15 protein-coding genes are annotated in these 14,534 nt (G+C 31.8%); 10 read left to right on the top strand and 5 right to left on the bottom strand.

The genetic code is table 11. From position 1 onward, the window contains the following. Positions 1-307: 307 nt before the first annotated feature. The 3 genes from AC59HC_RS05575 to AC59HC_RS05565 all read left to right on the top strand — a co-directional run bounded on the left by AC59HC_RS05575 (position 308) and on the right by AC59HC_RS05565 (position 3,604). The gene (locus AC59HC_RS05575; protein ID WP_496558137.1) at positions 308-1,432 is read left to right on the top strand and encodes a helix-turn-helix domain-containing protein; all 1,125 of its coding nucleotides are present in this window, start codon (positions 308-310) and stop codon (positions 1,430-1,432) included. Between the two features lie 231 nt (positions 1,433-1,663). Continuing rightward, complete coding sequence (locus AC59HC_RS05570) at positions 1,664-2,527, top strand: alpha/beta hydrolase (protein ID WP_496558136.1); 864 nt, start codon at positions 1,664-1,666, stop codon at positions 2,525-2,527. A gap of 24 nt (positions 2,528-2,551) precedes the next feature. Further along, on the top strand, positions 2,552-3,604 hold the full coding sequence (locus AC59HC_RS05565) for a serine hydrolase domain-containing protein (RefSeq protein WP_496558135.1): 1,053 nt from the start codon (positions 2,552-2,554) through the stop codon (positions 3,602-3,604). Between the two features lie 309 nt (positions 3,605-3,913). On the opposite strand, the gene AC59HC_RS05560 is transcribed toward AC59HC_RS05565, so the two are convergent. The 3 genes from AC59HC_RS05560 to AC59HC_RS05550 all read right to left on the bottom strand — a co-directional run bounded on the left by AC59HC_RS05560 (position 3,914) and on the right by AC59HC_RS05550 (position 5,762). Beyond that, a complete protein-coding gene (locus AC59HC_RS05560) occupies positions 3,914-4,369 on the bottom strand; it encodes a CinA family protein (protein WP_496558134.1) in 456 nt (151 codons plus the stop codon). 53 nt (positions 4,370-4,422) lie between these two features. Next, positions 4,423-4,692 carry a heme oxygenase gene (locus tag AC59HC_RS05555; RefSeq protein WP_496558133.1) on the bottom strand — a complete coding sequence of 90 codons (270 nt, stop codon included), beginning with the start codon at positions 4,690-4,692 and terminating at the stop codon, positions 4,423-4,425. 509 nt (positions 4,693-5,201) lie between these two features. After that, the gene (locus tag AC59HC_RS05550; protein WP_226798640.1) at positions 5,202-5,762 is read right to left on the bottom strand and encodes a helix-turn-helix domain-containing protein; all 561 of its coding nucleotides are present in this window, start codon (positions 5,760-5,762) and stop codon (positions 5,202-5,204) included. A 166-nt stretch (positions 5,763-5,928) separates the two neighbouring features. Between AC59HC_RS05550 and AC59HC_RS05545 the strand changes: the two genes are divergently transcribed. Genes AC59HC_RS05545 through AC59HC_RS05535 form a run of 3 tightly spaced genes read left to right on the top strand, consistent with a single transcriptional unit; the run spans position 5,929 to position 9,401 of the window. Continuing rightward, positions 5,929-6,060 carry a hypothetical protein gene (locus tag AC59HC_RS05545; RefSeq protein ID WP_262484585.1) on the top strand — a complete coding sequence of 44 codons (132 nt, stop codon included), beginning with the start codon at positions 5,929-5,931 and terminating at the stop codon, positions 6,058-6,060. Beyond that, entirely contained in the window at positions 6,061-7,089 is a 1,029-nt protein-coding gene (locus tag AC59HC_RS05540) for a glycoside hydrolase family 130 protein (RefSeq protein WP_496558132.1), read from the top strand. 44 nt (positions 7,090-7,133) lie between these two features. After that, entirely contained in the window at positions 7,134-9,401 is a 2,268-nt protein-coding gene (locus AC59HC_RS05535) for a glycosyltransferase (protein WP_496558131.1), read from the top strand. A 1,045-nt stretch (positions 9,402-10,446) separates the two neighbouring features. Here the strand turns inward: AC59HC_RS05535 and AC59HC_RS05530 are convergent. Then, the gene (locus tag AC59HC_RS05530) at positions 10,447-10,686 is read right to left on the bottom strand and encodes a hypothetical protein (protein WP_062672576.1); all 240 of its coding nucleotides are present in this window, start codon (positions 10,684-10,686) and stop codon (positions 10,447-10,449) included. Between the two features lie 546 nt (positions 10,687-11,232). Further along, entirely contained in the window at positions 11,233-12,330 is a 1,098-nt protein-coding gene (locus AC59HC_RS05525) for a calcium:cation antiporter (protein ID WP_120231667.1), read from the bottom strand. A 467-nt stretch (positions 12,331-12,797) separates the two neighbouring features. On the opposite strand from AC59HC_RS05525, the gene AC59HC_RS05520 reads away from it, so the two are divergent. The 4 genes from AC59HC_RS05520 (at position 12,798) to AC59HC_RS05505 (ending at position 14,523) form a co-directional block, all read left to right on the top strand. After that, a complete protein-coding gene (locus AC59HC_RS05520; protein WP_047430084.1) occupies positions 12,798-13,016 on the top strand; it encodes a hypothetical protein in 219 nt (72 codons plus the stop codon). Positions 13,017-13,156: 140 nt separating this feature from the next. Further along, positions 13,157-13,495: a cupin domain-containing protein gene (locus AC59HC_RS05515; protein WP_181397976.1), complete on the top strand. Its 339-nt coding sequence runs from the start codon at positions 13,157-13,159 to the stop codon at positions 13,493-13,495. Further along, the gene (locus tag AC59HC_RS05510) at positions 13,488-13,718 is read left to right on the top strand and encodes a hypothetical protein (RefSeq protein WP_076550606.1); all 231 of its coding nucleotides are present in this window, start codon (positions 13,488-13,490) and stop codon (positions 13,716-13,718) included. The genes AC59HC_RS05515 and AC59HC_RS05510 overlap by 8 nt, the downstream gene beginning before the upstream one ends. Positions 13,719-13,878: 160 nt before the next feature. After that, complete coding sequence (locus AC59HC_RS05505; RefSeq protein ID WP_146207865.1) at positions 13,879-14,523, top strand: hypothetical protein; 645 nt, start codon at positions 13,879-13,881, stop codon at positions 14,521-14,523. Positions 14,524-14,534 lie beyond the last annotated feature (11 nt).

Raw genomic sequence — 14,534 nt, 5'->3', positions numbered from 1 at the left:
TTCACAAACACCCAAATGGCTCCAATTTAATCTAAATTGAGCCATTTTTTTGATTCTAAAATAATCTTTTTGAATGTTTTAGAAAATTTAGATTCGAAATACTAATAAATAATTTTTCAGAAAATGATATATCTTAAAAATTACTAAGATTCTGTTGATACATTAAAGTATATAGTTAGCACCATTTTTATTTAATGAGAATATTATTTTAAGTATTGGAACATAATCAAAATACAATATTTTAAAAATGACTATTATCAATCATTTTTCTTCCTTACTTATATCCTATTTTTGCAAAAAAGAATAAATGGATAAACTCAATTTTCTGGAAGTTATTGCTGTGATTGCCGTTTTTATATCGCTGCTGCTTGCCGTTTTTTTATTAACGGTAAAAACAGAAAGAAAACTGGAAAACAGATTATTTGCAGCGTTCCTTATCATTAATGCCATTGATATCAGCGGACTTTTTATGCATCTTTTTACTGATAGCTATAATCTGAAAGCTTTCAAAATATCCGCTTATTTATTGGTAATGCCTCTTTTTTATCTGTACGTTAATGCCGTTTGTTATTCAGATTTTACCTTAAAAAGAAAACATTTACTGCATCTTATTCCGTTTATTGTTGCCAATTTAATTTTAGTTCCACGACTTTTTCTGGCAGAAGGTGCTGCTAAAGAGTCGTTCTTTAAAGATATGTGGAATTCCCCAGAAATGTTTTTATATCAGGCAATCGCAGAACTGCAGTATTTCTTTTATATCATTGGTGTATTTCTTATCCTTAAAAAATATAAGAAGATTTACCTTGAAAACTATACCAATCCAAATACTTTGTTGTACAAATGGCTGTCTCAGCTTACAATAATCTTTCTATTCATCCACTTATGTATTATTGTAAAAAACATCGTAAGATACTCGCACGATAGAGATTTATTTATCTGGTTGAATATTGTTGCTGGAACGGTGTTTTTACTGACCGCCTGTTGGTTTATACTAAAGGCTTTAAATTATCCTGAACTTTTTCGCAGAATCGATTCTACCTTACAACCGACAGAAAATTTTGTTGAAAATTTGGAAATTGAAACCCAAACCGATGAAACAAAAAATTTCCAGATCGAACAGCTTAGAAAATTTATGGTTGAAAAAGAACCTTTTTTAGAACCGTCACTAACGATTCAGGAATTGGCAGATCAGGTTCAAATTCCTGTTCGTGATTTGTCTGTGTTAATTAATCATCATATCAATCAGCATTTTTTTGATTTCGTAAATGAATACCGCATTAAAAAAGCAATGACCATTCTGAAAGATTCCACAAAAAAAGAAGTAACCGTTTTAGAAATCTTGTATGAGGTAGGTTTCAATTCAAAATCTTCATTTCATACTTATTTTAAAAAATATACGAACCAAACGCCAACAGAATTCAGAAACAATTGATAATTAAACAATTGTAAATACTCGAACTTTGGTTTGCAGATAATCGGACTCATTTTATTGATCAAAATGAGTCCGACTTTTTTTATCTGGACTTCTTTCAAAACTTTCTAAAGCATATTTGTATCAACAAATTTAAACTCAAATTAAAACTTAGAAATAATGAAAAAAGTAAGTCTTTTTATCTTCACTCTGTTATCAATATTTTATTTCGCACAATCAAATGTCGTAAAAATGGACACTCTTCTCACCGTAGAAATTGGCGGAATAAAACAAGCGATAGACATTAAAACTGATGATATTCATAAACCTATCCTACTCTTTTTATCAGGCGGTCCGGGAAGCTCAATGATGAAAAATGCGGATTCTTTTACCACTATTTTAAAAAATAAATTTACAATCGTCCAGTGGGATCAAAGAGATGCCGGAAAAACATTGGAATTGAATCCGTCACCCATTCAGCCTTCAGTAGAACTTATGGGAAAAGATACGTATGAGGTTATTAATTTCCTGCTCAAAAAACTCAATCAGAAAAAGCTTTATTTATTAGGCAGCTCTTGGGGAAATGCTTTGGGCTTTTATATTGTCAAAAATCATCCCGAATTATTGAATGCTTATTATGCTGTTAATCCCGTCATCAGTCAGCTGGCGAGTGAGAAAGAATTGCTTAAAACATTAAAATTTCATTTTAAAGATAACCCTATAGCCTCAGAAGAACTATCAAAAGTACATTTTCCTTTTACCAATGATGAGTTTATGTTTTACTTGAGAAAGTGGCTTTTTTACAAAGACGGTAAGGAATATGTAACCTCTGATAATTTCAAAAAAGGTTTTCTGCAATGGTCAAAAACCTGGTCACCTGCCTGGAACGAAGTGATGAAAATTGATTTACCAAAAACTTTAAAGAAAGTTGATTGTCCGGTTTATTTCTTAGTCGGGAAAAACGATATTCAAACATTAACTTCTATTACAGAAGAATATTATAAGCAAGTGAAAGCGCCCAAGAAAGATTTATTCTTATTTGAAAATTCAGGGCATCAAATTCATAAAGATGAAGCTGAAAAATTTCAAAAAACAATCCTTAAAACAGTAGATTAATAAACTTTTATTAAACTATAAATTATGACCATAAAATATTTAATTGCTATCCTGTTTTTCGCTTTAATTGGGTGTAAAAGTGTTCATCAAACCAGTCAACAAAAGGTTGAAAATGCGATTACAAAAAATGCGCTTCAGTTATTAGAGGACAAAAGATTTCATTCTGTTTCTGTTGCAGTGCTTAAAGACGGAAAATCTACCATTAAACATTTTGGAGAATTAATGATTGGAAAAGGAAACAAGCCAAACGATTCTACACTTTATGAATTGGCTTCTGTAACTAAGACTTTTACAGGTTATGTAGCTACAAAAGCCGTACTTGATAAAAAAATAAACTTAGATGATGATATTAGAATCTATCTTGATGAGCCTTATCCCAATTTAGAATTTAAAGGAGAACCTATAACAATCAAACATCTTATCACGCATACAAGTGGTTTTCCTAATATGCCTCTAAAAAGTGAAAATATAAAGGCTTTTTTGGGAGGATTGACACTCATCAAAATTGAAACGAAGCCCGGAGAAGTCTATTCTTATTCCAACACAGCTCCAGAGTTAACCGCATATATTCTTGAAAAAGTGTATCAAAAATCTTTTGAGCAATTGGTTATTGAATTTATTTTAAAGCCCAATAAAATGAACCAAACCAAATTTACACTCAATGAAAATGACAGAAAAAGATTAGTAAAAGGTTATAACGATAAAAATGAATTAATGCCCAACTACAACAGAACTTTATGGGGTGGAATTTCGGGATTACACTCTACGGCTCCAGATTTAGTGAAATATATGAAATTGCAACTTGATCAATCAAATCCTGTTGTAAACGAATCTCATAGAAAATTACACAAAGAGGGTTCTGATTTTTGGGAAGGCTATCATTGGTACATCATAGAAAATGATAATCTATTAATTTACAGACATCACGGCGGTATTTACGGAATGCAGAATTGGTTTGTAATCTATCCTAAACAAAATATTGGGATATCTATATTAACAAACACTAGCTTTAATGAAACAGGAGAAATTTTAGAAAAAGTGGTTGATAACTTGTATAATGATCTTAATGTAAAATAAAAATAATTCGCTCATAATAACAGTTTTATTTAGGATACATAAATTTAAATATCATTTAAAACCTTCAAAATATTGTCAATATCTGCTAATAAATGGTTTGAATAGAGTCCTGTCAAGTTCACCAAAAGCCAAACGGCGCCAACTGTCTTCAGTTGGCGCTATTTTTATTATTATCAATAATTAATTAAATTTGTAATTATTAAAAAAAATTATATCTAAATAATTGGATCAGGTGCAAAAGTTGGGGCTAGGCAAAGAATAAATGACAAATTTAAATTAATATTTGATTCAATGCACTTTTATAACACCCTAAAATAAATTCGGTATATACAACTGTGCATCCAGTGCCTGAGTCTTATCATGAAGCTCTATGCGTTTGGAAAGTACAATCTCTCCTTTGTAACTGAATGAACAGAATGAATACACTTTAAATCCCGAATTTCTTACAGATGCAGCATATCCAGTAGAAGCAATTCCCCAATCTGTTCCAAATGATTCAGCGACCTTTACAGCCATTGTATCAGCCATTTTTTGGGTTTCAAAACCATTTTCCTTAACTTCAATTTGATTTATATCTAAAAATTGAACTTTTTCAGGTAATGTAAAAGTCGTTATTCCTCCTTTGTAAAACAGTTTTGCATTAGCCATTTGGGAAAAAGCCAGCTGTATTAATCCCGAGGTTACGCTTTCTGCTATAGAAACCGTTTCATTCATTGTAATGAGTGAAGTACTGATATAATCAAGTAAACTTTGCTGAAATTTCATGGGTCTATTATTTATGTTGATCAAAAAAACTTTTATGCTGCTGAAATCAATATTCAGATAACGTCATAATCATTCATGGTTGTAACAAAATAATGCTCAATCATTTCTCTGGCATTTCTGCACATTGACAAAAGATCTTCTCTGGTCATATCTTCAAAAATAAAATCATCATGAACTTCAATAATGAACTCAGTCACTTTTTCGGTGTTCATCAGATCATAGGCCATTAAATCATTTAAATTATCTAATCTACATTCTTCCTTAAAAAAAGGAGGTTTCCTGGTAATGGAATTCTTAAACTGAAAAAGGTGTATTGTTTTCATGACTTTTGATGTTAAAGTGATAATAAGAAAGTCTGTTTTGTATTTAAACATGTTGTTTACTCATGAATGTTCAAACAATTTTATGGACTCAGTTGATGAAAATTTTTATATATCTATCAATTCCTATAATATGGATGAAAAGGACAGAAACCATGGGTCTCCATCCTTGATTAATTAAACCCTTTCGAAAACATATCTACTATTTTATCGGGACTTAATATGCTCATTGTCAAAATTGAGAATCCTTAAGCCTACTAATTTTATATGTCGTATATTCGCTTTTTCACATCTTTCTTTATTACTACAATGTTTTCAAATACGGGAGAACAGCCTGTTGTTTGATAAATATTTTCAACTGTTCACTATATTTCCTATCTAAAATTGCACTATTTATAGTGATATAAGCTTTATGGATTTTGTGAATTCCTGATTATTATACTACAAAGATGGCCGTTTAAGTGTTATACTAAGCTATATATATCCGACATAATTTTACATATATCACACATTTATAAGTCTTCCAGATTTCCAAGACGTCTTTGTTTCAGCTGTTTATAAAATGAAGGGGAAAGTCCTGTAATTTTTTTAAACTGATTGGAGAGGTGGGCCACGCTGCTGTAATTGAGTTTATAAGAGATTTCTGTAAGATTAAGTTCATCATATAACAGCAGTTCTTTTACCTTTTCTACTTTATTAATAATAATAAAATGCTGGAGTGTCATTCCTTTCACTTCTGAAAAGGTATTAGCCAGATAGGTATAATCATAGCCTAATTTTTCACTTACATAGTCTGAGAAATTTTCTTTTGGGAGTTCATCTGAATAATGAATCATTTCTATCACTACATTCTTTATTTTCTCTATCAGGATACTTTTTTTATCATCTAATACTTCAAGTCCTGTTTTAAGTAAATTTTCTTTAAGGATCTGTCTTTGTTCTGAGCTAATATCATCCAATAATTCTACTGTCCCTAAATCAACGACAGCATTTTTAATGCCCAATCTTTCCAGTTCCTGATGGACAACCATTTTGCAGCGCAAACTTACCATATATTTTACATACAACTTCATCTCCCTTACTGTTTACATCTGTCAATTATTTCATTAACAGTCATTTATCCAAAGTTAGTCTATTAAATCGGAAATATCTATGATTTATACAACAAATTAAAAGACAATTGCAAAGCTTTCCTTTTTTAATGATTGAAATTTACAGGTAACAAAAAAATATTTCACAATGTCAAAAGAAAAAGACGGAAAAAAGAAATCAGATAAAACTCCACCCGCAAAATCTGCAAAAGAGAAACGGGAGGATAAAATGAGTAAACGAAGAGAAAGGGAACAAGAAGCTCGAAATACCGGCAACTAAATGGTATCCTTGAAAAAAGATGGAATTATACTCAGAAAAACAACATTAGACTTTGAGAGTGAAGGAGTTCTAAATCCTGCAGTCATTCAGGATAACGGAAAAATACATTTATTATACAGGGCTCTTGCCAGGAATAACTTCTCGAGTATCGGATACTGTATATTATCGGATTATAAGACTCCTGAAATACGGCTCAGCAATCCGGTTATTATCCCTGAATTTGAATACGAAAAACATGGTGTTGAAGATCCAAGAATTGTCAAAATCGATCACTTATTTTACCTTACTTATACCAGTTATGACGGGGTTAATGCATTGGGTGCACTTGCCGTATCTAAGGATCTAATATCATGGCAAAAGCTAGGAATCATTGTGCCAAAAATTCCATACAAAAAGTTTAAGCTTTTAGCAGAATCTCAAGGTGAAATAGGAGAAAAGTACAGACGTTTCAACAAACTCCCGCATACTCATATAAAGGATAAAGTGGTCTTCCTTTGGGATAAAAATGTGATATTTTTTCCAAGAAGAATTAATGGTAAGCTTTATTTTCTACATCGCATAAGGCCTGATATCCAAATTGTAAGGATAGAAAAGATTGAAGATCTGAATCCTGATTTCTGGAAAGACTACTTCCTTCATTTTAAAGAACATATTGTATTATCTCCCAAATATGAGCATGAAGTAAGCTATATTGGCGGTGGATGCCCCCCTATAGAAACTGAACATGGATGGCTTTTAATCTACCATGGTGTACATGATACCATTGATGGATATGTTTACAGCGCATGTGCTGCTTTACTAGACCTTGATACTCCTGAAAAAGAAATTTCAAGACTTCCTTATCCTCTTTTCAAGCCCGATGAAGAATGGGAACAGAAGGGAGAAGTGAACAATGTCTGCTTCCCTACCGGAGCCATCGTAGAAGGACATACACTCCATATTTACTATGGCGCTGCAGACAAAAGAATAGCTATTGCTTCTTTAAGCATCCCTGAATTACTGAAGGAATTACTACAGTACACATCATAATTGACTATTCTATACAGAATGTCAGATTTAAAATAAATATCAATATGAATAAAAATATAAAATCAGAAGTGGAGGAAAAGACAAAAAGACAATCTTTACAAAGTAATAAAAACACAATTTATCATATACCTGAAATTATCTTTATAAGCACTTTTCCTCCCAAGGTATGCGGTATTGCAACATACTGTCAGGACTTGGTACAATCCCTTAAATTAAAATTCAGAGACTCATTTAGCATCAGCATCTGCCCAATGGAAACTGAGGATGAGCATTATCAATATGAAGATGATCCAGAATATCGCTTAAATACATCCGATGCCGTATCTTATCTGGAGCTGGCTGTTAAAATCAATAAGAATAACAATATTCAACTGGTTATGCTTCAGCATGAATTTGGATTTTTCAACGAAACCCCCAACGGATTACTGCTTTTTCTTCAAAATACAGAAAAAGATATCATCATGACTTTTCACACCGTTCTACCAAAACCGGATTGGGAATTAAAAGAAAAGGTAAAAGAAATCAGCAGTTTTGTAAAATCTATTATTGTAATGACCAGTATTTCTGCGGATATACTGAACAATGATTATGATATACCACCTGATAAAATTAAAGTGATACCCCACGGCACCCATTTACTGCCATTTATCGATAAAATTTCACTGAAAGCGAAATACGGATTTAATGATAAAAAAATTCTTTCAACATTTGGTTTATTGGGTTCTGGGAAAAATATTGAAACCACTTTAGAAGCTTTGCCTGAAATTATTACAAAAAACCCCGATGTAATGTTTCTGATTATTGGAAAAACGCATCCCGGCATCATTAAATACGAAGGTGAAAAATATCGTGATTTTTTGCAGCATACGATTAAGAGGCTCCATCTCGAAAAACATACTTACTTTATCAACCAGTACCTGCCTTTAGATGAGTTGTTGGATTATCTTCAGCTTACAAATATCTATCTTTTCACTTCAAAAGACAGAAATCAGGCAGTAAGTGGTACCTTTTCCTATGCCATCAGTTGTGGCTGCCCTGTGGTTTCCACTCCTATTCCCCATGCTTTGGAAGTACTGAATGAAGATCTTGGAATCATTATTGATTTCGAAGATCCGAAACAGCTTGCTGTTGCCGTGAATACATTACTAAAAAATGAAACTGCACAGGAAAAATTACGGTCAAATAGTTTGGAAAAAATGGCTCCCACAGCCTGGGAAAATTCTTCTATTTCGCACGCCCTATTATTTCAACAATACATCAAAAATAAAATGACATTACATTATACATTCCCCAACATTAATCTAAGCCATGTCAAAAATATGACAACGGATTTTGGGATGATTCAATTTTCTAAAATCAACAAACCTGATATCAATTCCGGGTATACTTTAGACGATAATGCTCGGGCTATGATTGTAGCCTGCAGACATTATGAGCTGAGCAGAGATGAATCTGACCTAGACTTAATCTCCACTTATCTAAAATTTATTAAGTTTTGTCAACAACCGGATGGAAGTTTTCTCAATTATATAAATCAGTACAAGGAATTTGTGCAACAGAATTATGAAACCAACCTTGAAGATTCCAATGGAAGAGCTATCTGGGCACTGGGATATCTTCTTTCAATAAAAGCAATCTTACCGCAGCAGTTTTCTGATGAAGCAGAATCAATCATTGAAAAAAGTATTTCATCTATTGAGAATATCCATTCTACCCGGGCAATGGCTTTTATCATCAAGGGATTGCATTATCAAAACTCTGAAAACAATATTCCATTATTGAAAAAACTCGCCAATCGTCTGGTGAAAATGTATCAGCATGAAAAACATAAAGACTGGCATTGGTTTGAAAACTATCTCACTTACGGAAACGGTGTACTCCCTGAAGCTTTATTGTGTGCGTGGATTACCACCAAGGATGAAATGTATAAACAGGTTGCCGATGAATCATTCAAGTTTTTGCTTTCTAAAATATTTAGTAAGGGCGGCATCAAAGTAATCTCCAATAAAGGATGGCTACAGAAAGAAACGGTTAAAAGTCCTGAATCAATTGGCGGGGAACAGCCCATAGATGTTGCTTACACCATACTTGCATTATCTACATTCTACAAGGTTTTTAAGGATGAAAAATATTTGCAGATGATGAGGAGTGCTTTTAGTTGGTTTTTAGGAAAAAATTATTTACATCAGATTATTTATAACCCTGCAACAGGTGGATGTTATGATGGGCTTGAAGAGAAAAATGTCAATCTCAATCAGGGAGCGGAATCAACAGTCAGCTATCTCATGGCAAGGCTCTGTTTTACTAAATAATTAGTTTACTTGTTTTTCAACCAGCAGCCAACCCTATGATCAAAACTCTGATATCAGTCATTTATCTGCAACTCTGTAATAAGACCTTAGGTTTATGATCTTTAAGATTTCTTCTTTTTCCAGCTCCAAATTTATACAATTATGGGCATAATCACAGATTTTTTCCCTTTTATAAAACATCAATCTCTCAGTAAGAAAAAGACTCCGGATACTAACAATGTGTGATAACTGCAATATAAAAAACAAGCTGTAATACATAGGTTATAAAAACACCACCTTGTACTGCAGCAATTAAGTTATATTAAATTCCACGTCATGAACACAAATCATCATAAAGGTGACAAACCTTTCAAATTCCTGAAAACTGGAATTTACAGTCAAAATAAATTTATAACTTTCTTGCAAAGAAAATTAAATATTACCACAGAATTGACGCATTAAAAAGTTATGCTTAAAAAATACCCTAAGAGCGTTAAAAATAAATGTATTATTTCTACTCCATATACGACAATAATAAATAGAATCACATGACTTGCAGCATATTAATGTAATTTATTTAGATATACATTTACTACTCATAATAGTTGTACATTCTCATTAGTACAATTGACTCTCCCCTAAAAAGGAGGGTTTTGTTATATACTCTCCTCCTAAGCATTAGAAAGGTTAATATCTGTAGGATATTAAATCGGACTGTAAAATTTACTATATAGTGTTTCCAGGATATGAGTGTGATTATACCTCTACAGAAATCTACTCATAATAGCGGGGATTTTTTATTTACACAGTTTTCGATTTTGCAAAATGTAATGACTTTTGTATGGGAAATTGTAATTGCTATGCGAAGCCGAAAGTGAAAATTCTAATTTTCATCATCATAGTGCCGTTGACCACTCCTTTAAAGATGTTATCGTTTTAGTAAGAGTAACAAATACTATAGCTTTCAGAAACCATCAAAACGAAATAAGACAAAGCATCAATATTCCAAACAAATTTGAATTCTAACATTAAGCTATGATCGGAGGAATAATAAAGTATAGTAATGTTATGTTTTCTGAATAGCGTAATTATATATTGTATCTTCACTAAGATATAAATACAATCTTGTCTTAAAAATTCCTAAAAATGTTTTTTTCAAAATATAAACACGCTCTATTGTATGTAGCTTTTCTAGCTGATAATCAGTTAGAAAACATTCTATAGCATCTATATTTTCTCCAATTAATTGATCTTCTGATATAATATTCTGACTTTTATCGTGGAAGTAATATTTTTTACTAGTCATATCGATAAATAATTTTTATTTGTAAAATCTTTTTTTCTGTTCAGAGTACTTTTCAAACTTTTAAAGTATTGACTTAACCCAAGTTGTGAACCAATTTCTGTGTTATCTCATTAGTTTTTATTTGAAATTTCAATATTTGGGCAACATCTTTATAATCATATGATTTGTACTCATTACTTGTTGCACAGTCATAAAACAAAATATGGTTTACTGCAATAATTCCTAATAAGTAATAACTTTTAATTTCCAAGATCATGTTTATGAATTTCCATGATTTTATAGGTATAAGTATCTCATCTTTGATTTATATTTTCCATTTATTCTGTTATAATCGAAATTTTAGCTTTCTCTCCGTTTTAATGATTTCCGATAGTGAGAAATTATAAGAAAGGTCGGTTTGGTAAGGAAAAAAGTTCTTTTCATGAGCCTTCAAACGTTTTTTTGGATTCATGATGAAATATATTCTATATCAACCATCATATCATATAAACTAAAGATGGCCGTTTCACTATATATCAAGCTATATAATGCATAACTTAAATAGGTTTATGGTACAATTGTAATAAAAAGATAAATTAAAAAAATAGCGATCAATACAATTCCCTGCATGATATTAGTTCTTCCTGTTGCCAGTGAAACAGTAATAATAAAAAGCGACAGTCCTAAAAGTATTGTTGATTTGATATCTATCCCCAATGTCATTCTTATACCGGTTATTACAGATATAATGGCAATCGCAGGAATACTTAGTCCGATACTCGCCAAAGCTGAACCAAAAGCCAAATTTAATGAGGTTTGGATCTGATCACTTTTTGCAGCTCTGAATGCAGCCAGACCTTCCGGAAGCAGAACAATACCAGCAATAATGATACCTACAAGAGATTTGGGGGCACCCACAGAAACAACTATATGTTCAACATCCTTTGAAAGAAGTTTTGCCAGCAAAACGACTATTCCCAGGGATAAAATTAACAATATACAATTGATATACAATTGTTTTGTGGAAATTATTTTATTATTGCTTTCTACAGGCAGATTCTCGAATAATTTGTTTTGTGGAGAAATGAAAAAGCTTCGATGTCTAAAAGTTTGGATCATGGTAAATCCAAGATAAAGCCCTAAAGAAATCAAGGCGATAAAAAGAAGTTGGAGGGACGTGTATTCGCCTCCGAGGTGACTTACCGTATAATTGGGCAGAATAAGCACAAAAATAATAACAGAGGTCAGTGTAATCAGTGCCGTACTTACCCCCTGTAAGGTAAAGCTCTGTTCTCTATATCGTAAGGATCCTATCACAATACAGCTTCCAATGATTCCCGTAAGGATTATCATCACTGCAGCAAAAACCGTATCTCTGGCAAGAGTAATGGTTTCTAAACCTTTTGCGCCCATCATAATGGAAATAATAAGCCCTACTTCTATGACCGTAATGGCAAATGCCAAAAGCAAAGTTCCAAATGGTTCCCCCAAACGATGCGCAATAACTTCGGAATGGTACACCGCAGCTAAAACACTTCCTATTAAAAATAAAGTAAGAATCACAGAGTAATACCCTGAAGAAAAAACAGAATTTCCAACATAAGAGAACCATGCCAGGATAGGAATCAAAAATGTCCACATCCTTAAATATTTTTTTATATACATAAAAACATTAATAATTTTTTTACCATTGAATTCTCTTTTGGAGAGAATCAGCAGATTTATATTCTCCTTTTCAAAAACAGTTTTATAAATGATTTGAAGTGGAACAGAGAGGTATGCCGGAAGTATTAAATAATGAAAGGAAAAGAAGTGAATACACTGGTTCTTAGAGTCCAGATTGTCAGCTCAATGCAATTATTCAGCAAGATACAAATAATCAATCACTTATTTGGAATTATTGAGCAGTATTTTAAGTTTGTAATCATTTCTTAGACTTAACCACCTCCATTACTTTATAAGGAGTCATCAAACACTGCTTTTATGATCAACCACATTTCAGATGTTCAAAATAAGCTGGAATTTTGTAAAAGTGTGATATGTGCAACATAAAAGAAACAATCTGTAATACAATAGATTAATAAATACCCAACTTTGTATTGTAGCAATGAAGTTACACTAAAACCTACCTTATGGACACAAACCACAACAAAGGCAACCAATCTTTCAAAATTCCAGGAGACTGGGATGTGCAATCAAAACAATTGAAAGAAAAATTTTCAACATTAACGGACCACGACCTGAAGCTTGAAGAAGGTAAAGAAAAGGAAATGCTGGAAAGAATCGGAAACAGATTAAGAAAAAACCGTGAAGAAGTTCTCAATATTATCAAAGAAATCAATCTTTCATAAATTGTTTTCAAGGACAGTTAAAGCCAATGAAAAGATATATTTATCAAACGCTTTCACTGGAAAAAGGGATGGAATATTAGACAGTTCTGTCCCTTTTATTTACAATACCATCTGCTCTTTTTATGTTTAAACCCACAGTGATGAATCATAGAGAACTTGAAAAATCGAAAGTATATATTACAAGCCAGATTGTAGATTACATTCCAAATTCTGTAGTCAGTAAAAATATACTTGAAAAACTGACCGGTAATATCAGTGTTTTATCTTTTGATGACAAAGAAGGGTTATCTGAAAAGATATCTCCTTTCGATACTGTTGCACAGATCATTGAAGGTAAAGCTGAAATCATTATAGACGGAGCTTCTTACTTTATGGAAGAAGGTGAATGCATTATCATTCCTGCCCATAAACGTCATTCAATAAAAGGAAATAAACGCTTTAAGATGATAGTAACAATAATAAAAAGCGGCTATGAATAATCTAAACACTATATCTATTTTAACGAAAAAGATATTTAAAAAAACAGTTGAAATCCAAAAAGAATTTCCTGAACTGTATGAACTTCTAGATGAAACTCCATTATTTTTTTCTGAGAAAGAAAAAAATATTACGATAAAAGATTTAAGACAATATCTTGTTTCCCTTATCATACAACAAAAATCCTTTGAAAAAGGAACTATGAAGAAAAATGATCTACAATAAAATTCTAATGAAAAAGTTAATCAAGCATCCAAAGAGCAAATCGGGTCTCAGAAATAAAAAAAATATTTCAAGAAGAGCCTATTATTCCCAGTTTACCTCTCTGTTCTATCTGCGAAATACCAACATCACCTTAGAAAGAGACGCTAAAGAAATTCTTAGAATGTTAAAAGAATTACAGCAGCTTATTAACAAATCAAGATTGATATTTAGCACATATTGCAGCTTAAGCCAGCATAACCTGTGGCAGTCTGTTTTAGAAGACCTGAGTGAGAACATAAAGAATATTAGAATCCAGTTTGAATATATACTGGGAAATATTATTAAAAAAAATAAAATCAATTCACTCATATTCTGGCAGCAAAACAAATTCTACACAGATGAAATGGAAGTAATCCATAAAAAACTTATTCTGTTGACTATTCAGATTTTACCGGAAGAAGAAAGATTATCTTGGAAGGTAAATATTTATAATTTTTATAATGAAATTTTTTCTTTACTTACTCCACTTATCGGGATGTGCAGGCTTGAATTAGACTTTATAGAAAAATATTCACCTAAAACCTTTAACCAAAATGTTATGGATATTATTAAAGATATTCCAGAAAATTACACATTACAGGAAGCAAAGGAATATGAACATGAATACATAAAAATATTAACTAACTACAGTCATGAATTATGTAGGAAAAATAATTTTTGGGGCAGCCTATTGTATATCCTTTCAGGCGGCTTGTACCCATTACCATCAGAACGTACTTTAACTAAAAAAAGGATCTACAGAAAAATAAAAGATAAACTTTCTTGACAAAGCATCAA

Source organism: Chryseobacterium sp. DZ-32 (assembly GCF_059587025.1).
This window is presented reverse-complemented; position numbering and strand designations above follow the sequence as displayed.